This is a genomic window from Methylobacillus sp., assembly GCF_036844465.1.
Classification (GTDB): domain Bacteria; phylum Pseudomonadota; class Gammaproteobacteria; order Burkholderiales; family Methylophilaceae; genus Methylobacillus.
Map to the genome: position 1 here is coordinate 252,472 of NZ_DAIUFW010000004.1, position 20,674 is coordinate 273,145.

General features: G+C 53.6%; 15 protein-coding genes. 9 read left to right on the plus strand and 6 right to left on the minus strand.

Annotated features, from left to right (window positions below; all coding sequences use genetic code 11):
- Window positions 1–8 precede the first annotated feature (8 nt).
- Both V7Z75_RS07585 and V7Z75_RS07590 read left to right on the plus strand, forming a co-directional pair.
- Window positions 9–2,150 carry a KAP family P-loop NTPase fold protein gene (locus V7Z75_RS07585; protein ID WP_320564614.1) on the plus strand — a complete coding sequence of 714 codons (2,142 nt, stop codon included), beginning with the start codon at window positions 9–11 and terminating at the stop codon, window positions 2,148–2,150.
- Window positions 2,151–2,209: 59 nt separating this feature from the next.
- Window positions 2,210–3,262, plus strand: a complete 1,053-nt coding sequence (locus V7Z75_RS07590) for a virulence RhuM family protein (protein ID WP_320564615.1) — start codon at window positions 2,210–2,212, stop codon at window positions 3,260–3,262.
- Window positions 3,263–3,366: 104 nt separating this feature from the next.
- On the opposite strand, the gene V7Z75_RS07595 is transcribed toward V7Z75_RS07590, so the two are convergent.
- The 6 genes from V7Z75_RS07595 to rpmH form a co-directional block, all read right to left on the minus strand.
- Entirely contained in the window at window positions 3,367–4,566 is a 1,200-nt protein-coding gene (locus V7Z75_RS07595) for a tyrosine-type recombinase/integrase (protein WP_320564616.1), read from the minus strand.
- 183 nt (window positions 4,567–4,749) lie between these two features.
- Window positions 4,750–6,090: a tRNA uridine-5-carboxymethylaminomethyl(34) synthesis GTPase MnmE gene (gene mnmE / locus V7Z75_RS07600; RefSeq protein WP_334108009.1), complete on the minus strand. Its 1,341-nt coding sequence runs from the start codon at window positions 6,088–6,090 to the stop codon at window positions 4,750–4,752.
- On the minus strand, window positions 6,077–7,759 hold the full coding sequence (yidC, locus tag V7Z75_RS07605) for a membrane protein insertase YidC (RefSeq protein ID WP_334108010.1): 1,683 nt from the start codon (window positions 7,757–7,759) through the stop codon (window positions 6,077–6,079). The genes mnmE and yidC overlap by 14 nt, the downstream gene beginning before the upstream one ends.
- A gap of 35 nt (window positions 7,760–7,794) precedes the next feature.
- Complete coding sequence (gene yidD / locus V7Z75_RS07610) at window positions 7,795–8,013, minus strand: membrane protein insertion efficiency factor YidD (protein ID WP_334108011.1); 219 nt, start codon at window positions 8,011–8,013, stop codon at window positions 7,795–7,797.
- Window positions 8,010–8,387: a ribonuclease P protein component gene (gene rnpA / locus V7Z75_RS07615; RefSeq protein ID WP_334108012.1), complete on the minus strand. Its 378-nt coding sequence runs from the start codon at window positions 8,385–8,387 to the stop codon at window positions 8,010–8,012. Before rnpA ends, yidD begins: the two co-directional genes overlap by 4 nt.
- Before the next feature lie 35 nt (window positions 8,388–8,422).
- A complete protein-coding gene (gene rpmH, locus V7Z75_RS07620; RefSeq protein ID WP_230348357.1) occupies window positions 8,423–8,557 on the minus strand; it encodes a 50S ribosomal protein L34 in 135 nt (44 codons plus the stop codon).
- Between the two features lie 286 nt (window positions 8,558–8,843).
- On the opposite strand from rpmH, the gene dnaA reads away from it, so the two are divergent.
- From dnaA to V7Z75_RS07655, 7 genes are all read left to right on the plus strand, one after another.
- Complete coding sequence (dnaA, locus tag V7Z75_RS07625; RefSeq protein WP_334108013.1) at window positions 8,844–10,259, plus strand: chromosomal replication initiator protein DnaA; 1,416 nt, start codon at window positions 8,844–8,846, stop codon at window positions 10,257–10,259.
- Window positions 10,260–10,487: 228 nt separating this feature from the next.
- Window positions 10,488–11,591, plus strand: coding sequence for a DNA polymerase III subunit beta (dnaN, locus tag V7Z75_RS07630; RefSeq protein WP_334108014.1), 1,104 nt, complete (start codon window positions 10,488–10,490; stop codon window positions 11,589–11,591).
- A 52-nt stretch (window positions 11,592–11,643) separates the two neighbouring features.
- Entirely contained in the window at window positions 11,644–14,037 is a 2,394-nt protein-coding gene (gyrB, locus tag V7Z75_RS07635) for a DNA topoisomerase (ATP-hydrolyzing) subunit B (protein ID WP_334108015.1), read from the plus strand.
- A gap of 252 nt (window positions 14,038–14,289) precedes the next feature.
- Window positions 14,290–16,671: a sensor histidine kinase gene (locus V7Z75_RS07640; protein ID WP_334108016.1), complete on the plus strand. Its 2,382-nt coding sequence runs from the start codon at window positions 14,290–14,292 to the stop codon at window positions 16,669–16,671.
- A complete protein-coding gene (locus V7Z75_RS07645) occupies window positions 16,668–17,123 on the plus strand; it encodes a response regulator (protein WP_442919898.1) in 456 nt (151 codons plus the stop codon). The genes V7Z75_RS07640 and V7Z75_RS07645 overlap by 4 nt, the downstream gene beginning before the upstream one ends.
- A complete protein-coding gene (locus V7Z75_RS07650; RefSeq protein WP_334108017.1) occupies window positions 17,120–19,561 on the plus strand; it encodes an EAL domain-containing protein in 2,442 nt (813 codons plus the stop codon). The genes V7Z75_RS07645 and V7Z75_RS07650 overlap by 4 nt, the downstream gene beginning before the upstream one ends.
- Window positions 19,562–19,703: 142 nt before the next feature.
- Complete coding sequence (locus V7Z75_RS07655) at window positions 19,704–20,654, plus strand: peptidoglycan-binding protein (RefSeq protein ID WP_334108018.1); 951 nt, start codon at window positions 19,704–19,706, stop codon at window positions 20,652–20,654.
- Window positions 20,655–20,674: the final 20 nt, after the last annotated feature.

Below are 20,674 nucleotides of genomic sequence, written 5' to 3' on the forward strand. Positions count from 1 at the left end.
GGTGACAGATGACCGCCCTTTCTGCTGATCGCCCCAGCATCGACCCGAAAGACGATCTTTTCGGCCATGCATCGTTTGCCAAGAGCTTGGCTGACAGCATTTATCGTTATCCGGGTAGCGATGGCTTAGTGCTCGCCCTTTACGGCCCATGGGGTTCTGGAAAGTCCACGGTGCTCGGCTATGTCGGCCATTACATTGAGCAACAGCCTGAGGAAGACCGGCCTGTCGTCGTTCCGTTCAACCCTTGGTGGTTCTCTGGACAAGAAAACCTCGCTCGCGCTTTTCTTGGACAACTCCAAGCCGTTCTGCCCAATAAGAGTGACAAGTTCAAGAAGCTGGGTGACCTGCTCGGTGATTTCGCAGAGGGCGTGGGCGGACTGATCGATCTATCTGGTGTGACTGGCGGTGCAGCAGGCAAGCTCGGGAAGCTCATCGGGATACTGACCAAGCGGAAGCCGAAAGACGTTCCCACGCTCAAATCCGAGATCAGCAAGATATTGAGAGAGGCCAAGAAACGCATATTGGTCGTGATCGACGACATCGATCGACTGACGCCTGATGAGACACGGCAGTTATTCACCGTCATCAAGGCATTGGCGGACTTCCCGAACGTGGTTTACCTGCTGGCTTTTGATCGTGACGTTGCAGCGCAGGCCATCGAGCAGCAAAGCGGGTTGCCAGGTGAGCGATACCTGGAAAAGATCATTCAGGTTCCATTTGAGCTACCGCCTATTGAACGCGTTGCCTTGCAGGCGGCGCTTTTCAAACGCCTTGATCAGGTATTGGGCGACACGCCAGATGGTCTGTTCGACCAATCCTATTGGACGAACGTTTTCTATGATGGCATTGATCCTCTTATACAAGTGCCCCGAGATGTCGTTCGCTTCACGAATACACTGTCCGTGACCTATCCGGCGGTGCGTGGAGAGGTCAATCCTGTCGATTTCATCGCACTCGAAGCTGTCAGAGTCTTTCTGCCCGATCTGTATGGAGTTGTTCGGGCGAATGCAAATAGGTTCTCCGGCCACAGCCGCGACGACAGATACGAGGAGGATCGAAATGCAGCCCAAGCCTTCCGTCAGGGCTGGGTGAATCAGGTGCCGGAGTCGCTACGGGCGAGTACCCAAGCATTGCTGGAACGTATTTTCCCGAAGATCAGCCAAATGGGGTATGGCTCCGAATGGTTGAACGAGTGGCGCAGGAAGCTGCGCGCCTCCCACCCCGATGTATTTCCGATCTATTTCCGGCTCACCGTGCCTCTTGGTGCTGTTCGTCGCAATGAGATCATGGCCTTGCTGAGTCTGGCGGCATCCCCCACTGATTTCGGTGATGCACTCGTTCGCGCCAAAGAAGAAAAGCGTCCTGACGGGTTGTCGAAAGCGCGGGTGCTTCTCGAACGCCTGATGGATCACGTCGAGAAAGACATTCCGGATGAGCATATCCCGCTGGTCATCCAAGCCATCTTCAACATCGGCGATTCATTGATTGATCCTGCCGATGAACGGGGCGCATTCGATTTTGGCAATATCTCGCGTGCGTCCCGCCCTGTCTATCATTTGTTGAAGAGATTACCCGCTGATCAGCGCGCCAGTGTTCTGGAAGCTGCCATCAAGTCAGGCAGCGCCGTCGCAGTTCAAGCTTGGCTCCTACGAGCCTTGGATGATGAAACCACCAAGGCGAAGAAAACGAACGAAACCACGCTGCTATCGGCTGATGAAGTCTCTAGCTTGAAGGTCGCGTGGCTCGATAGGGTTCGTGTGCTTTCGGGCGAGGCCGAATTTATAGAACATCCGGAACTACCACGACTGCTCGCCGTTTGGCGGCAATGGGGCGATGGCTCCGAGGTAAGAACGTGGTGCGACCGCACAACAGCTTCTGATGATGGGCTTTTGGCATTGCTGTCAAAGTTCCTTCAGCACACCAGATCCCAGACCGTGGGCGATTGGGCTGTGCGCCTTCAGCCTCGTCTCAATCCAACATGGCTGGAGAGTTATCTTGATACTGCTGCCTGCGCCGAAAGATTGGCCCAATTGACAAGAAAGGGGGCGGTTCCCAGTGAGGCGACTGAGGCTGTTTCACAATTTTTGAAAGAGTTCGAGATGCTAAAAGCAGGTAAGAACCCAGACGGCTTGGGAGCATTCGATGACTGAAATAGCCTCTATGACCGAAGCCGATCCCCTGCAAATCCTCTCGTTTGGATGTATTGCTCATGACTGACCAGCTCCAACCATTGCCTGGTGAATTCCTGCTCTACGAAACCGAGGACGGACGCACTCGCGTCGAATGCCGCTTCGTGGCCGATACACTGTGGCTGCCGCAGGCGGGCATGGCCGAGCTGTTCCAGACCAGCAAGCAGAACGTTGCCAAACACCTGAAGGCGATCTTTGCCGAGGGGGAGCTGCGGCCCGAGGCAGTTGTCAACCAATGGTTGACAACTGCCTCTGACGGTAAGAGTTACCGGGTGGCCTACTACAGCCTGGAGGCGATTCTGGCGGTCGGCTACCGAGTGCGCTCACCACGTGGTACACAATTCCGCCGCTGGGCCACGGAGCGCTTGGCGGAGTACCTGGTCAAGGGCTTCACGCTGGACGACGAACGCCTGAAGAACCCGCCCGTCGCCGGTTCCGCCGTTCCCGACCGCTTCGATGAGCTGCTCGAACGTATCCGCGACATTCGGGCCAGCGAACGCCGGATGTACCTGCGGGTGCGCGAGATTTTCTCGATGGCGGCGGACTACTCGCCCACGTTGCCGGAAACCACCCAGTTCTTCCGCTTCATTCAGAACAAGCTGCACTTCGCCGTCACCGGCAAGACCGCCGCTGAACTGATTGCCGAGCGTGCCGACAGCCGCCAGCCCAACATGGGGCTGACAACTTGGAAATCCGGCAGCGTACAGAAGGCCGATGTGACCGTTGCCAAGAACTACCTGCGGGAATCGGAAATTAGCGAACTCAACCGCATTGTCACGATGTGGCTGGACTTCGCCGAGGATCAGGCCCGCCGGCGCAAGGAGGTGTTCCTGAAGGACTGGGCGGAGCGGCTCGATGCCTTCCTGGCCTTCAACGAACGCGATGTGCTCACCGGCGCAGGCCGTATCTCCAAGAAGCAGGCCGACGCCCACGCTGAGAACCAATATGAGCAGTTCGCCGTCCAGCGGCGGACCTTGTTGGAGGCCGAAGGTGCAGATGCCAATGTGCGAGCGTTGGAGGACGCCGCCAAGGCGCTGCCCAAGCCGGGCAAAAGCAGCAGAAAGAGAAAATGAATTGCCGGGCTTGGCCCGGCCAAAGGGAAGATGAAAAGGCGATAAGGGAATGGTGCCCAAGAGACAACGGCCCTACCCGGAAAAGGAAAAGGCCACCGTCACGTCTAGCCGGCACCGATCACCAGATTCCCCGACGGCGCCAGCCCGTCGATGTAGTCCGACCACGCCTGCAACATCTCCCGCCGCTGTTCGGCGTACTCGGCCCGGTTGTAGACACCACGCACACCGCCGATGGTGTGGTTCAGCGCCTTTTCCACCACATCCGAAGGCCAGCCCTGTTCGTGCAGCAGCGTCGATGCGGTGCGTCGCAGGTCGTGGATGGTGAAGGCCGGGATCTCCTGCCCCTGCAATGACACCTTCAGCGCCTGGTTCAGTGCATTGCTGGCGAAGGGCTTGGCCAGGGTGCCACGGCCCGGCAACACCCAGACGCTGCTGCTGGCCAGCGGCTTGAGCTCCTTGAACAGCATCTGCGCCTGGGTGGACAGGTAGACGATGTGCGGCTTGCCGGTCTTGGAGTTCTCGACCGGGATGTGCCATTCGCCTTCGTCCAGATGCACGTCCTTCCACTGCGCCAGCATCAGCTCGGACTTGCGCACCAGGGTCATCAGGATCAACTGGAAGGCGATCTTGAACTGGCGACGGATGTTGGAGCTCTGCATGGCGCGCAGGAACCGCCGGATTTCGTCTGGCGTCAGCGCCCGGTCGCGGGCGGCGGCGCGGTAGACGTGCCGCATGGGCAGGGCCATGACCGGGTTGGCCTGGATCAGGCCGCAGGTGAGCGCGTAGTCGAACATGCGCTTGAGCAGGCCGCGCACCTGGCCGGCGGCGGCGTCGAAACCTTGCGACTTCTTGCGCCAGATGACGCTGCGCACGTCTTCGGCGGTGACTTCCCGGACCGGCTTGCTGCCGATGTGCGGCAGGATGTCCTTTTCCAGGTAGCGACGAGGCATGGTCACGTCCTTGCGGTCGCGTGCCTGGATGTCCTTGAAGAAGCGCTCGGCGAAGTCGGCCACGGTGGCATCTTCAGCACCGGTCACCTTGGCTTGTTGCTTCTTCTTCGCGGGCGACTCGCCCATCGCCACTTGCTGAGCTGCCTCATCCCGCTTTAGACGGGCGTTCTTCAGCGTCAACGCGGGGTACTTGCCCAGCGTCAGCTTCTCGTACTTGCCGTTCAGCCGGTAGCGGTAACGCCAGACGATGCCCCCGGTCGGGAAGACCTCCACATGAAGCCCCCGGTCGTCGGTGACCGTGTAGGTCTTGTCCCTGGACTTGAGCGCCTTGAGTGCGGTGTCGGTCAGTGCCATCTCATCCTCCGTATGTCCAAGTAGGAGGAAGAAAGCAATTATCCAGCTACTTGGAACTAAACTTGGACATAAAAGAGAGTGGCTTTGACTGTATCACCGAATCCGCTAGTAGACAAAAATCCCTTTGTTTACGCGGCTTACAGCCACATGAGTAGACTTCAGTGGATGTCCCTGGACTCCACATCACTTCCCGATGCAAAACCGGCTAAATATCTCACCCAGCAAATCATCCGGCGTGAATTCGCCGGTAATGGTATTCAAAGCCTCTTGCGCCAGCCGCAATTCCTCCGCGAATAATTCAGGCTGCATCAATAAATCGGCGGCGAGATCGAGATGACCACGTACTTGATTCATTGCCTCCAAATGACGGGCTCTGGCCATAAATACGCCTTCACCACTGGGTTGCCACCCAGCGATTTCGAGCAAACGCTGGCGTAGCAAATCCATCCCCTCGCCAGTTTTGGCTGAAAGATAAATATGGGTCTGACCCTCGATTTCTACGATCTTCGGGCTTGTTGATTCAAGATCTATCTTGTTGTGCACCCAAATTTTGGGCAAAAACTGCGGTAATCGCTCCAGAATCGATTTTTCCATCTCGCCAATACCATGAGCTGCATCGAGCAATAATAATGCAACACCAGCGTTTTCCAGAGCTCGCCATGTCCGGGCGATACCATGTTGTTCTACTTCATCTGTAGTGTCACGCAAACCTGCCGTATCAATGATATGTAGCGGTATTCCATTGATTTGTATGGAATTTTTAATGGTATCGCGAGTAGTCCCGGCAATAGGCGTCACAATAGCCACTTCTTCGCCCGCCAACTGGTTCATCAGGCTGGACTTGCCGACATTAGGCTGGCCAACCAGCACCACCTGTATGCCTTCCCGCAATAAATTGCCTTGGCGCGCTTCATGGAAGACAGCTTCCAGGCCAGCCGACACATTTGCCAGCTTTTCCGCTACACGGCCCTGGCTGATGAAATCAATATCCTCTTCAGGAAAATCCAGACACGCTTCAACATATAATCGTAGATCAATGAGCTGTTGCAGCAGGTTATGAATGCGGCTGGAAAACTCACCCGAAAGAGACCTGACCGCGCTACGGGCGGCCGCCTCGGTGGCAGCATTAATGACATCGGCAACAGCTTCGGCCTGGGCCAGGTCGATCTTATCGTTGAGATAGGCTCGACGCGTGAATTCACCCGGCTCGGCCTGCCGCGCTCCCAATGCAAGGCAACGGTTCAGCAATATCTGCATGAGGGCAGGGCCGCCATGAGCCTGTAATTCGAGTACATCCTCGCCAGTGTAGGAATAAGGCGCAGCGTAATAAATGGCAATGCCCTGATCAATTAGGGCATGGTTATCATCACGGAAGGGAAGATAGGCTGCATGGCGTGGCGCGGGGCAGTGGCCCAGTACACCTTCTGCAACCTTCCGGCTCAAAGGCCCGGAAACCCGCACCACGCCAATGCCCCCTGAGCCGGGAGCAGTGGCAATGGCAGCGATGGTATCAGCGGCGAGCATTGCCCTTCTTCTTGGCAGCTTCGCGCTCGGTAGTGCGGTTGATATGCCATTGCTGAGCAATAGACAGGATGTTATTCACCAGCCAGTACAGCACCAGGCCAGCCGGGAAGAAGAAGAAGAACACGCTGAACACAATAGGCATGATGGTCATGACCTTGGCCTGAATCGGGTCAGTTGGCTTGGGGTTCAGCTTGGTCTGGACGATCATGGTCACGCCCATGAGGATGGGCAGCAGGCCGATCGGCATATTCAACCAGGGAATCGTACCGAACAGGGTATCCGGCGCGGACAAGTCCTGGATCCAGAGCATGAATGGCGCATGACGCATTTCCACGCTGCCCAGCAATACCCAGTACAAGGCAATAAAGACAGGAATTTGTACCAGGATAGGCAGACAGCCACCCATCGGGTTGATCTTCTCGGTCTTGTACAGCTCCATCATGGCTTGATGCATCTTCTGCCTGTCATCGCCATATTGCTCCTTCAGACGTTGCAGACGCGGAGCCAGTTCACGCATATGCGCCATGGAGCGATAGCTGGTAGCGGAAAGCGGATAAAAAGCTAGCTTGATGAGAATGGTCAACAGAATGATGGCCACACCCCAGTTGTGCACCAGTTTCTGGATGGAAGAAAGCACCCAGAACAAGGGAGAGGCAATCAAGGTGAGAATGCCGTAATCCACCGTATATTTCAGGCCAGGTGCGACGCTTTCCAGGTCATTCTGGTTTTGCGGACCGGCATACAAACGCGATTTGAGCTCTGTAGAAGCGCCGGGCGCGATATTGCCAAGATGGCTGACGCTGCCAATGGAATAAATCTTGTCGGCAAGTTTCTTGGAGTAATATTCCCGCGCCAAGCCTTCCTTGGGAATCCAGGCACTGACGAAGTAGTGCTGCACCAAGCCAATCCAGCCATCATCGGCATTCTTGGACAAGTTGCTCTTGGCCATGTCGGAGAAGCTCAACTTTTTGTATTTGTCAGCGTCAGTGAAATAGGCAGCGCCGGTAAATGTTGGCATCATGCGCGAACCCTGGTGGGACTCGTTGTCATGAACGATCTGGTAATACACGGAAGGGTCGATAGCTGCTTCGCTGTGATTGCGGATCTGGTAACTCACGTCGATCGCATAACTATCACGATGGAACGTATAAATCTTATCTACTTCGACGCCGTTGTCGCCCTTCCAGGTCAGCCGCACATCCAGCTTGTCAGCACCTTGCGCCAGTTCGTAGCTGCTTGCTTCGCTAGTGAAAATTGCCTTGTGCGTAGGCAAGTCGCTACCAATCAGCCCGGTTTGCGCCACATACAGCATGGGCGCTGCGCGGTCATCCATAAGAACGAAGTTCTGATTGAGGTCACCATCGTCCTTGTGCTCACGCAGTTCCAGACGGCGCAAATCGCCACCAACGGTGTCAATAGATGCATTGTATAAATCGGTAACGACGTTGATGCGCTCCGCCGACTGCAGGCGGAAGCCTGTTTCCACAGGCAAGGAAGCAGGCTGGCTATTGCCTGCAGGCTTGGCCGCGCCAGGCACGCTATTGTCTTCGGTTTGCTGCGCGACTGCTATCGCAGCAGGAGCGGGCTTGTGCTCGCGTTGCCAGGAATCCCATAACATCAGGATCGAAAATGAGAAAACAACAAACAGAATCAGGCGCTTGGTATCCATAAATCTCTTAATCTAAATCATCAAGCCATGAAATATCATGGCACGGGATCATGACCGCCTTCATGCCAAGGATGGCATTTGGCCAAACGGCGTATTGTATAGAAAGCTCCACGCCATGCGCCATGTTTTTGTATGACTTCAATCGCATATTGCGAACAGGTAGGGTAAAAACGGCAACGCTGGCCCAGCATCGGGCTCAATGTCCATTGATACAGCTTGATAAAGGCCACCATGACCCAGGTCAACAACTTCATTCCGTATCCTGCCGGGTTGCTATCTTGCGCTGCAATTTGCTATGCAACTCCATGAATTCCTGCGCTATTTCCGCATATTGCGCATGTGAAAACAACATTTGTGGCCTGACAACCAAATCCAACCCTGATAGTTGATGCTGGTTGAGCCTGAACAGTTCCCGCAACAAGCGCTTCATGTAATTCCGGTCAACCGAACGGCGAGCAACTTTTTTACCAACCACCAGGCCTAGCCTAGCGTAATCAAGATCGTTGTAACGGTAATGTAATACCAGATATCGGCCCGATATCCGTCTGCGGAAATTAAAAACGGATGAAAACTCATCCGTTTTTAACAATTTTGCCTGGCGCTTGAACGCATAGGATGGCAAAACCATGTATAGCTAAAATCGCCCTGATGGCGAACGGCTGATTAAACAGCCAGGCGAGCACGGCCCTTGGCACGGCGCGCAGCAATCACAGCACGGCCACCACGGGTCTTCATACGCACCAGGAAACCGTGCGTACGGGCACGACGGATTTTGGAAGGCTGGTAAGTGCGTTTCATGTGAATCTCCGGTTGAATTCTTTGTTACGAATCAAAAACGCGTAATTTAACCTGAAAACATCCGCCTATGTCAATGTTTATTTGGAAAAAGGCAGTGCCTGTGAAAATGATTGTGGCCTGCCTGTGGATAAGTTGTGGCAAACAGGCTAGAATCGTTGAGTATGGTTTTTGGGTTAAATAATCCCATCAAACCAATATCCAGCTGAATAACAAGCAAAATTAACAGCTGTCCTGATATCAACTCATTCGTCAATTCATCATTTCACTGCGGAGTTTCGGGCAACCGATGGAAAATTTTTGGTCTCTTTGTCTCGGTCGCTTTGAAGAAGAGTTGTCAGCACAGCAATTCAACACCTGGATCAAGCCATTGCGTTTTGAAACACGCGATGACACATTATGCCTGCTGGCGCCAAACCGTTTCGTTCAGCAATGGGTCAAGGATCGCTTCCTGCAGAAGATCAACAACTGGGCAGAGGAGGTATTCCCTGCGCCCATGCAAATCGAGTTGGCGCTTTATGACGCCAGCGACAAAGCAGCCATCAAGCCGATTGCCAAACCTGCGATAGTGGCAAAGCCTGAACCAGCAGCAAAAATTGAAGCTGAAATCAGCAAAATCACCAAGACCGTCACACCTGCCAAATCAGCCGCAGCAACTGTCAAGAAAACCAAAGCCGCTACCGAGAGCAATGGCCTCAACTCTGCTTTCCGTTTCGATAATTTTGTTACCGGCAAGGCCAACCAACTGGCACGGGCTGCGGCTATCCAGGTAGCAGAAAACCCGGGCACAGCCTATAACCCATTATTCATTTACGGCGGGGTTGGGCTGGGCAAGACTCATGTCCTGCAAGCCATTGGCAATCACCTGAAACAGCAACGCCCGGATGCCAAGATCCGCTACTTACATGCCGAGCGCTATGTCTCGGATGTGGTTAAGGCATACGAGCACAAGGCGTTTGACGAATTCAAACGCCAGTATCACTCGCTCGACCTGCTGCTGATCGATGATATCCAGTTCTTCGCCAAAAAGAGCCGCACCCAGGAAGAATTTTTTTACGCTTTCAACTCCCTGATCGAAGCGAAAAAGCAGATCATCATTACCTGCGATACCTATCCCAAGGAAATCGCCGATGTCGATGAACGCCTGCGCACCCGCTTCAGCTGGGGTTTGACAGTCGCAGTGGAGCCGCCTGAGCTGGAAATGCGCGTCGCCATCTTGCTCAAGAAAGCCGAAGCAGCACGTGTCACGTTGGATGAGGATGTTGCCTTCTTTATTGCCAAACAAGTCCGCTCCAGTGTCCGGGAACTGGAAGGCGCATTAAACCGCATCATCGCCATGGCCAACTTCACCGGCCATGCGATTGATGTGAGTCTTGCCAAAGAAGCGCTGAAAGACCTGATTGCCGTACGTGGACGCCAGATCACTATCGACAATATCCAAAAAACCGTGGCGGACTACTACAAAATCAAAGTAGCCGAGATGTACAGCAAGAAGCGCTCACGCAATTTCGCCCGCCCGCGCCAGATTGCCATGTCATTGGCCCGTGAGCTCACAAACCACAGCTTTCCTGAAATCGGAGAAGCCTTCGGCGGCCGCCACCATACCACCGTCATGCATGCCTGTGATGAAATTGAGCAACTCCGTCAGAATGATCCCAACCTGGCCAGGGATATTTCAGTATTGATTCAGGTTATCCGCGATTGAATATCACCCAGACCTATGGAAATGCTGTGCACAAATATGCAGGTTAAACATGATTTTGAGAAAACAGTAAAATAACCAACATTCTGTCCACAGTAGATTATAAAAGTTTCAAGAAAGTTTAATTGCATTCAATTTATTGAATATTAAATAAAAAATAAAGTTATCAACAGAAGTTACCGACGTTATTGTTATTATCAATTTATTTTTTCTATATTAGGTTTTAAAGATATGAACATCCAAATCAACCGAGATACTCTGCTAAAACCTCTTTCATCCGTGAGCAGTATTGTTGAAAGACGTCATACCTTGCCTATTCTTTCCAACCTGTTATTGGAAGCAAAACAAGACAGTATCGTCTTGACTGCCACAGATCTGGAAATGCAGATATCGCTTTCTGTAGAAACACCAGTAGGGGGTGAACTCTCTACCACCATATCAGCCAAAAAACTGCTTGATATCTGCCGCTCGTTACCTGAAAGCGCTGACATCACCATGGCCACTCAGGAAAACCGCATCCAGGTAAAAACCGGCAAAAGCCGCTTTAATCTGCAAACCCTACCCGCGCAAGATTATCCGCTGATGACCAAAACGGCCGAGACAGGTAATACTGTCATCACCATTGGCCAGAAATTCCTGAAACGCCTGTTCAAGCAAGTGGAATTCGCCATGGCGCAGCAAGATATCCGTTACTACCTCAACGGCCTGTTGTTCGAAGTCAACGGCAACCGTCTGAATGTAGTCGGTACCGATGGTCACCGCCTCAGCTTCACCTCAGCAGAACTCAACAGCAGTTATGACAAACAGGAAGTCATCCTGCCGCGCAAAACCGTGATCGAATTGATAAAACTATTGGATGAAAGCGAAGAAGAGGTCACAATAGAGCTTGCCAATGGGCAGGCAAATTTTGCATTTGGCAATATCCGATTGATTTCAAAGGTAATTGACGGAAAATTCCCGGATTACACACGCGTTATTCCAACTGGGCATCAGAACAGCTTTACCATAGACCGCACAATTATTTTGCTCTCCATGCAGCGCGCCTCTATTCTGTCCAACGAAAAATATCGTGGCATTCGCATGGTATTGGCTGCCAATAGCCTGAAACTGATCAGCACCAATAGCGAACAGGAAGAAGCGGAAGAAGAACTTGAAATCAGCTACAACGGTAGCAGCCTGGATATTGGCTTTAATGTGACTTACATGATTGATGTATTGAACAACTCGGACAGTGAAAGCGTCACGCTTTCATTTGCGGATGCCAACAGTAGCTGCCTGGTGACTGTGGACAATGACAGCAACTATAAATATGTTGTCATGCCAATGCGCATTTAACCATTTGAATATTAATTACATTTAGATTGTTTCACGTGAAACTCACAGGACTATGACTGACTATAATTCCGACAGTATTAAAATCCTTGAAGGCCTGGATGCAGTACGCAAGCGTCCAGGCATGTATATTGGCGATACGTCCGATGGTAGCGGTCTGCATCATATGGTGTTCGAAGTGTTGGATAACGCCATTGATGAAGCACTGGCGGGTCACTGTGACGACATCAAGGTCATTATCCATCCTGATAATTCGATCAGCATTTCGGACAATGGTCGAGGCATTCCCACCGGTATCAAGGAAGACGACAAGCACGAACCCAAGCGCTCTGCTGCAGAAATCGTCATGACCGAGTTGCATGCCGGCGGCAAGTTCGACCAGAATTCCTACAAGGTTTCCGGCGGTCTGCATGGGGTGGGTGTTTCCGTGGTCAATGCGCTTTCCGATTGGCTCAGACTACGTATTTGCCGCAATGGACAGATGCATCAGATAGAGTTTCGTCGTGGCGTACCTGTCGCGCCATTGGCAGTCACCGGCACAACCGAGCGCACGGGAACCGAAGTTCATTTTCTGGCATCCACGGAAACTTTTACCAATGTGGAATTCCACTTTGAAATCCTGGCCAAACGCATCCGCGAACTGTCTTTCTTGAACAACGGCGTCAAGATCGAACTGATCGACCACCGTAACGGCAAGACAGAAAATTTTGCACACTCCGGCGGCGTCAAAGGCTTCGTGGAATATATGAACCGCAGCAAAACCGTGCTGCATCCCAAGCCTTTTTACGCTTCCGGCGATAAAGACGGCATGACAGTGGAAGTCTCCATGCAATGGAACGACTCCTACAGCGAAAATGTGCAATGTTTCACCAACAACATTCCGCAACGTGATGGCGGCACGCACCTGACCGGCCTGCGCACTGCAATGACGCGGACGCTGAACAGTTATATCGAACAAAACGAACTGGCGAAAAAAGCCAAGATAGATACCAGTGGCGACGACATGCGCGAAGGGTTGACTTGCGTGTTGTCCGTAAAGGTGCCGGAACCCAAGTTCTCTTCCCAGACCAAGGACAAGTTGGTATCCAGCGAAGTGCAACCTGTGGTGCAGGAAGTGGTATCGGCAAAACTGGCTGAATACCTGCTGGAAAATCCCAACGAAGCCAAAGTCATCTGCAACAAGATCATTGATGCCGCCCGTGCTCGCGATGCCGCGCGCAAAGCGCGTGAAATGACGCGCCGCAAGGGTGTCATGGATACCATGGGATTGCCCGGAAAACTTGCGGATTGTCAGGAAAAAGACCCGGCGCTGAGTGAGTTGTACCTGGTCGAGGGTGATTCAGCGGGTGGTTCCGCCAAGCAGGGCCGGGATCGCAAGTTCCAGGCTATCCTTCCCCTGAAGGGCAAAATCCTGAATGTGGAAAAAGCCCGATTCGACAAAATGCTGTCTTCGCAGGAAGTCGCTACCCTGATCACCGCCATGGGAACAGGCATAGGCAAGGATGACTTCAATGTGGAAAAGCTGCGTTATCACCGCATCATCATCATGACCGACGCGGACGTTGATGGCGCCCACATCCGTACCTTGCTGCTGACCTTTTTCTATCGTCAGATGGGAGAACTGGTGGAACGCGGCCATATCTACATCGCCCAGCCGCCATTGTACAAAGTCAAGCAGGGGCGCGATGAGCGCTATCTCAAGGATGAGCAGGAACTGGACCAATACCTGCTGCAATCTGCATTGAAAGGCGCTGAACTGCTCAAGCAGGAAGGTGGTGAAACCATCAGCGGCGAAGCGCTGCAAGTCATCGCCAAGCAAATGGTGCTGACCGAAGCCATCATCCGCCGCCTTGGCCCGCATTTTGATGAAAGCATCCTGCGCGCCTTGCTGGAAATGGATAAAGTGGAGCTGGAAAGCCAGTCAACGGCAGAAGCCAGCGCCGCCCAATTGCGCAAGCTGCTCGGGGACGACAGCAAGATTCAAGTGACGTATAACCAGGAAACTGAAACCTGGCGTATTGAAATCAATAAATACGTCCACGGTAACCTGCAGGCTTCCGTCATCGACAGTGATTTTGTTAGCAGCGGCGATTATCACCAGATATTAACTACTTACCGTATCCTGCAAGGCTTGGTAGGCAAGGGCGCCACTATCAAGCGTGGCGAAAAACAACAAGCCATCAGCAGTTTCAAAGCCGCGCTCGACTGGCTCATGGGTGAGGCCAAACACGGCCTCAACATCCAGCGCTACAAGGGTCTGGGTGAAATGAACCCGGAACAACTGTGGGGAACCACCATGGACCCCGCCGTTCGCCGTCTGCTCAGGGTGCAGATCGACGACGCGATTGCCGCTGATGAAATCTTCACGACATTGATGGGCGACCAGGTAGAACCGCGCCGGGCGTTCATTGAAGGAAACGCTTTGGGCGTCAATAACCTGGATATCTAGTGGGCCGTAGGTTCGCAGTATTTTTGCGAACCTACACAACTGCTGCATCTTGGAATATTATTAAACATTATTGTCAAATAATATAAATCCTAATCTAGGGAGATGCAGCATGATCAGCGTAATGCCGTCATGGCATGAGCCGTTGGATTTTACTTACCGGGGCCGAGTAGCGCTAACAGCGTTCTGTCGAACCGCCCAAATAGGCCAGCCAGCTGGCTGGCCTAATCATCTCAAGCTGAACCGGATCAACTGATGGCATCCAGCCGTGACATCCACAGCGGTTTTCACGCAAGGAATGTCAGGCAACAGCCAGCATCTTCATTTACCTATGTCTTGATTTCCAACGTCGCTGGGTTGGTTGTTGTCCTCGGTTTGGTTTTACTTGGAGCAATGGTTTGGCAGGCCATTGTCAGCACCGAGAAAGAAGCGCGGCAGGAAATCAGTGAAAAGCTTAACTTGACGGCAAGCCGTCTCCAGCTTCTTATTCGCGCAGCGGAGATGACGGTGGAATCTGCCGAACGCGTTGTGCGAGCATCCGAGCTGCGGGGGGCAACGATAAAACCTATCCTGGAGAGTTCGCTGGCCGCGTTTGAACAACGTCCGGAGTTGAGCTATCTCGGAATTGCCTTGCCAGGAGCAGGGGAATATGGCGCCCTGGAGCGGGCAGCCAATGGCACGATCCAGCTCAGGACTTTTCCCGGCACTCGTATTGAAAACCCGCTGATACAGCGGTTCATTCTCACTGAAAAAGGCTTCGTGCTACACGAAGCGTATCCCACTGATGGTTATGATCCCCGCCAACGGCCTTTCTATCAGGCGGCATTGGATGATCCAGATGGAAGCACCTGGATACCAATGTATCAATGGAGCGCGCATTTCTCGGATAACGAACTGCTTTGGGGTTTCAGTTATGCCAAGGCTCTTCGTGATAGGTCCGGACGTGTAATAGGCGTGCTCGATACTGATCTCGATATGCCGGCATTGAACCGTTTCCTCAATTCATTGGCCGAGGAATACCGTACCCGTATCCACATTGTGGAACTGGGGGAGATTCCCCGGTTGATTGGTGGTTCTAAGGTCAGAAGAGTACCGCTTCCGGTCCCTGGAGAGTTTGCTTCCTTGCTTGGGTTCTCTGGCGATATTTTCCTGAAACAAATGGAGGTGCAAGGGGAGCGCCGGTGGATTGCGGCCAAACGCATTGATCTCACAGGGGGGCTTTCCTGGCTGGTGGTCGTGTCGCGGCCAGCGCCTTTTATCGGTGACGCATTGCGTCAGCAGTTGTATCAGCTACTCGGGATAGGATTGCTCATTGCAGCCGGGCTGGTGATGGTATTGGTCCGTATGGCACGGCGTTTCGGCAGGCCGCTGGCTGAGCTGGAGCAACGTGTTATCCGCATCGAGGAAAATAAGCTGGATATGTCGGATGCGGACAGCGTTGCTATTGCGGGAGAGTTCCGTGAAACCCAGCGCCTTGGAGAAGCGCTCGACCGCATGATTCTCGCTATTGCTCAGCAAGTACTTGCCAAGGAGCAGCAAATGGCTTCACTTGCGCTCAAGGGAGCCATTTTTGACTTTACCTCAGCAGCGATTTTCAGCCTCAACCGCCAATTGAGCGTGATTGAATGGAATGCCGCCGCGGAGCATTTGTTTGGTGTGGAACGGGACCAGGTGCTTGGCCGCACGGTCAGTGAAATCATATTGGCGCCAGAGGGTTCTGCTGATTGGGTGGCGATCCTGGGGACGAAAGGCACTGGCACATTCCGCTTTCTAGGCGGGCAGGGAGAGTTTGATGCGGAATTGAGGCTGGTGGTTGTCGTCCAGGATGGCCATGAAATTCATACACTGGTTATCAATGATATTTCCGAGCGCAAGCGGGCTCAGGCTAGGTTGCTCGCATTCAACGCGGAGCTGGAAAAGCGCGTGGCGCACCGCACTGCTGAGCTTGTAGCTGCCAATCAGGAGCTGGATTCATTCTGCCACTCCGTCTCGCACGATTTGCGCGCGCCGCTACGCGGTATTGCCGGCTTTGCCGAAATCGTGGTGCAACATTACGGCAATGGCCTCGATGACAAAGCCAAGAATTACCTGGAGCGCGTGCTTGCAGCCACGCGCCGCATGGAGGGATTGATCGACGATTTGCTCCAGCTTTCGCGTATTTCACGCGAAGAAATGCGCCGCGACACTATCGACCTGAGCGCAATGGCCAATGAGATTCTGGCCGACCTTAGGGAGAGTTCTCCGGAACGCCAGGTGGAAACCGTCGTTGAGGATAATTTGCTCGCAGAGGGCGATCCCAGGCTGTTGCGCATCATGCTGCAAAACCTGCTGGGCAACGCATGGAAATTCACTGCCAAAACCCTTGATGCGCGTATCGTCTTCGCTGCGGAGAAAGGCGAGGATGATACGCCTAGTTTCTTTATCAGCGACAATGGCGATGGTTTCGATATGCGTTACGCAAACAAACTATTCAGTCCTTTCCAGCGTTTGCATCGCGAAGCGGACTTTCCCGGCACCGGCATTGGCCTGGCTACCGTGAAACGGATCGTGACCCGTCACGGCGGGCATATCTGGGTGCATGCGGAGCCAGGCAAGGGCGCAACCTTCCATTTTTCCTTAGGGCAGCCTGCATCATGAGCATAAAAAACGGCAAAACCATTCTGCTTGTGGAAGACAACCCGGATGACGAAGAGCTGACATTGCTTGCTTTCGAGAAAAACCATATCTTCAATACCATTACGGTGGCGCGGGATGGCGTGGAGGCGCTGGACCTGTTGTTTGGCTCCGATAGCCAGGGTGGCAGCATCGATCCTGCCATCGTCTTGCTCGATCTCAAATTACCTAAAGTCGATGGCCTCGAAGTGCTGCGCCGTATCCGGGAGGATGCGCGGACAAAATTTCTTCCGGTCGTGGTCTTGACTTCTTCGCGCGAAGAGCGGGATCTGATCGATAGCTATAGCCTGGGATGCAACAGTTATGTGCGCAAGCCGGTCGATTTCGCCGAATTCCTCGAAGCCGTCCGCCAGCTCGGCCTGTATTGGCTTTTGCTGAATGAAACGCCTGAATCGACACGTGGATATGGAGCATGACAACTATCCTTCGAATACTGATGGTCGAAGATTCCGAAGATGATGCGATCCTCATCCTGGAAACCTTGAATCATGGAGGCCTAGATGTGCGCCATATGCGCGTCGAGACAGAGGCTGGCTTGCGTGAAGCCTTGCGGGACGGGAAGTGGGATATCGTGCTGAGCGATTACTGCCTGCCATCCTTCAACGCTGAGGGAACGTTGCGTGTGCTTCGAGAAATGGACTGCGATATTCCCGCAATTGTTGTTTCAGGCACGGTAGGAGAGGATGTCGCGGTCGAAACCATCAAACATGGCGCCGACGACTACCTGCTCAAGCAGAACCTGATCCGCCTCGTCCCGGCGATCAACCAGGCGCTCAATGCTGCTGAAATCAGGCGTCAACGGCATCGGTTGGAGCGCATGAAGACCATCATACTCGACAGTTCGCCGGACCTGATCTGCTTATTCGACCAGCAAGGTCATTTCCTGGAGGTCAGTAGCGCGGCGAAAAACATATTGGGTTATGAGCCTGGAGAGCTGGAAGGCCTGCACTTCGACAAGCTGGCCCACCTTGATGATCTGGCGCGTATCAAGGACGAGTTTCAAGCTGTCCTGCAAGGCAGGAACTCAAAGAATTTCGAGACATGTTGCGTGCATAAATCCGGTAGCGTTGTACACATGCTCTGGGCGGCGGCGTTTTCCAGAGCTGATGGCGTGGTGGTCGGCATTGGTCATGACATCACCGAACGCAAGCAGATGGAAGAGAGATTGCGCGAAAAAACCGCGTTGTTCGACGCCCAGGTCGAGAGTTCGCCCGACGGTATCATTGTGGTGGATACGCAAGGGAATTTGGTCATTGAAAACCAGCGTATGCGTGAACTATGGAAGATACCGCCTCGCGTTGCTGTCGAGCCGGGTAGTGAGTCCCTGCTCGATTTTGTCGCGCAGCGCACGACATCTCCTACCAAATTCATTGCCAAGGCCATCTGGCTCGATGAACACCCCGAAGAAATCGAGCATGACGAACTGGAGCTTATCGACGGCACTATCCTGGATCGCTATTCTGCGCCCGTGCTCGACAAGGAAGGGCACTATTACGGGCGTATCTGGATCCATCGCGACATTACCAAGCGCAGGCAGGCCGAGCAGCATATCCGTTACCTGGCCATGTACGACGACCTGACCGGGCTGCCAAACCGCAACATGATCGAGGAGGAGATCGTGCAGGCGATTGCGCGTGCAGGCCGCACCAACTCATTAGGCGCGCTGCTCTATGTAGACATGGATCGTTTCAAGGGGGTCAATGACGGTTATGGCCACTTGTTTGGAGACATGGTGCTGAAAGCGATTGGCAAGCGCCTTTGCGGGCTGGTGCGCGAAGGAGACCCCGTGGCGCGTCTTGGCGGGGATGAATTTTTGATCCTGCTTGCCGATTTGCGCCAGGCAACCGACGCCGATATCGTGGCACGCAAGATCGTAGCAAGCCTGGATTCTCCGATTGTCGTCGAAGGCCGCGAAATCTACCTGCCTGTCAGCGTTGGCGTGAGCATGTTTCCGCGGGATGGGGAGGATGTGGGTCATCTGATCGATAGCGCGGATATGGCGATGTATCGGGCCAAAGAGCTGGGGCGCAATACCTATCAATTCTTCACGCGTGAGATGAGCGAGGAGACGCAACGCCGCGTGGATATCGAAAACAAACTGCGAAATGCCGCTGCTGCAGGGCAGTTCCAGCTTGTCTATCAGCCCAAGGTGGATCTGGAGAGTGGCAGCATCATCGGCTGTGAGGCGCTATTGCGCTGGCATCACCCGGAATTGGGAACGGTATCTCCCGCCGATTTCATCCCGATCGCAGAGGATTCGGGTTTGATCGTCTCTATCGGCGATTGGGTATTGCATGCCGCCTGCGAGCAGGCACGGTGCTGGATGGACAGCGGAATGCCGCCCGTCCGCGTTGCGGTGAACATTTCCGTGCTCCAGTTCCTGCAACAGGACATGGTGGCCTGGGTGAAGCGCACGCTGGAGGAAACCGGCTTGCCACCTGAGTGGCTGGAACTTGAGCTGACCGAAAGCGCAATCGCGCAAGATATCGAAAAAGTGATCCATATGATCGACCAGCTCCAGGCTATTGGCGTGAAACTATCGGTCGATGATTTCGGCACAGGATATTCCAGCTTGAGCTATCTGAGACAGTTCCATGTGGATACGCTGAAGATCGACCAATCATTCGTGCGCAATATGCTGACGAAAACCGAAGATGCCACGATCGTGCTCGCCGTTATTGCGCTGGCCCACAACCTGAATTTCAAGGTGATTGCCGAGGGCGTGGAGACAGAGCAGCATTACCATTTTCTGCGTTTGAACCATTGTGACGAAATTCAAGGCTATTACTTCAGCCGGCCTGTCCCTCCGTGGGAGTTCGAGGCAATGATACGGGAAGACAAGCAATTGGCCTGAGATAGCAGTATTTTTATCTGATCAATGGCCGTGCTTGTGTTTCCGGCAGCCGGGCGGACGGGTATTATTTTGTTGCAATGCCGTTTGCCGCAGTGAGTTTTTCCCGTGATGTTTTCTGAAAATATTCTGAGGAGTCTCGATCATGCTGACCGCTACCCAGAAGAAAACTGCCCAGGCCATTGTGAACATTTTTGAAACGGGTTCCGTGCTTGGGGATTATGGCAATGTGACGCTGCTGCCCGGCGATACCGGGCATTTGACTTTTGGCCGGTCGCAGGTGACCTTGGGCTCGGGTAATCTGCATAATTTGTTACGGCAGTATTGCGACAATCCCGGTGCCCGGTTTGGCGCTCCGTTGCACCAGTATTTGAGCCGTTTGCAGTCCCGCGACCTTTCCCTTGATCACGATCAGTATTTGCATAATCTATTGCAGGCCAGCGCGGATGATGTGGTGATGCGTGAGACTCAAGATGTGTTTTTTGACCACCGATTCTGGCAAAGCGCGGAACGCATCGCCGGGCAGATAGGCATTACGACGCCTTTGGGCGTCGCGGTGATTTATGACAGCGTAGTGCACGGTTCGGTCGTGCGGATGCGGGACCGGACCAATGAGCAAGCCGGTACGCTGGCCGCCCTAGGCGAGCAGCTATGGATCGAGGCTTATGTGCGCACCCGTCGCGCCTGGCTGGCAGGCAACCGTCTCGACCTGCGGCCTACCGTGTATCGCATGGATGCTTTCCAGCGGCTGATCGACCAGGGATATTGGGGCTTGGAGCTGCCCTTGGTGGTGCGTGGGCTGGAGATGTCCAGGGTCACCCTGGAAGCGACGCCTGCTGGTTGTTTCGATGGTCCCCAGCCCGGCAGCCGTACGCTTGCGGTGCAGACACCGCTGATCCGTGGGCTGGATGTGCGCCTGGTTCAATTGGGGTTGTCAGCATTGCGCACGAACATCAAGGCTGACGGTATCTATGGTAATACCAGCGCGCGCTGTATTCGTGAATATCAGGCTGCCCATGGGCTCCCTGCAACCGGGATTGCTGATTTATCACTGATTGCGCAACTGGTGGCTTGTGGGACCAATTTCTCAGGGTAATGTTTTACTTCAGGCAGAAA

Coding starts and splice junctions, on each gene's coding strand:
- V7Z75_RS07585 (WP_320564614.1), top strand. CDS start 9: ATGACCGCCCTTTCTGCTGATCGCCCCAGCATCGACCCGAAAGACGAT.
- V7Z75_RS07590 (WP_320564615.1), top strand. CDS start 2,210: ATGACTGACCAGCTCCAACCATTGCCTGGTGAATTCCTGCTCTACGAA.
- V7Z75_RS07595 (WP_320564616.1), bottom strand. CDS start 4,566: ATGGCACTGACCGACACCGCACTCAAGGCGCTCAAGTCCAGGGACAAG.
- mnmE (WP_334108009.1), bottom strand. CDS start 6,090: ATGCTCGCCGCTGATACCATCGCTGCCATTGCCACTGCTCCCGGCTCA.
- yidC (WP_334108010.1), bottom strand. CDS start 7,759: ATGGATACCAAGCGCCTGATTCTGTTTGTTGTTTTCTCATTTTCGATC.
- yidD (WP_334108011.1), bottom strand. CDS start 8,013: ATGAAGTTGTTGACCTGGGTCATGGTGGCCTTTATCAAGCTGTATCAA.
- rnpA (WP_334108012.1), bottom strand. CDS start 8,387: ATGGTTTTGCCATCCTATGCGTTCAAGCGCCAGGCAAAATTGTTAAAA.
- rpmH (WP_230348357.1), bottom strand. CDS start 8,557: ATGAAACGCACTTACCAGCCTTCCAAAATCCGTCGTGCCCGTACGCAC.
- dnaA (WP_334108013.1), top strand. CDS start 8,844: ATGGAAAATTTTTGGTCTCTTTGTCTCGGTCGCTTTGAAGAAGAGTTG.
- dnaN (WP_334108014.1), top strand. CDS start 10,488: ATGAACATCCAAATCAACCGAGATACTCTGCTAAAACCTCTTTCATCC.
- gyrB (WP_334108015.1), top strand. CDS start 11,644: ATGACTGACTATAATTCCGACAGTATTAAAATCCTTGAAGGCCTGGAT.
- V7Z75_RS07640 (WP_334108016.1), top strand. CDS start 14,290: ATGGCATCCAGCCGTGACATCCACAGCGGTTTTCACGCAAGGAATGTC.
- V7Z75_RS07645 (WP_442919898.1), top strand. CDS start 16,668: ATGAGCATAAAAAACGGCAAAACCATTCTGCTTGTGGAAGACAACCCG.
- V7Z75_RS07650 (WP_334108017.1), top strand. CDS start 17,120: ATGACAACTATCCTTCGAATACTGATGGTCGAAGATTCCGAAGATGAT.
- V7Z75_RS07655 (WP_334108018.1), top strand. CDS start 19,704: ATGCTGACCGCTACCCAGAAGAAAACTGCCCAGGCCATTGTGAACATT.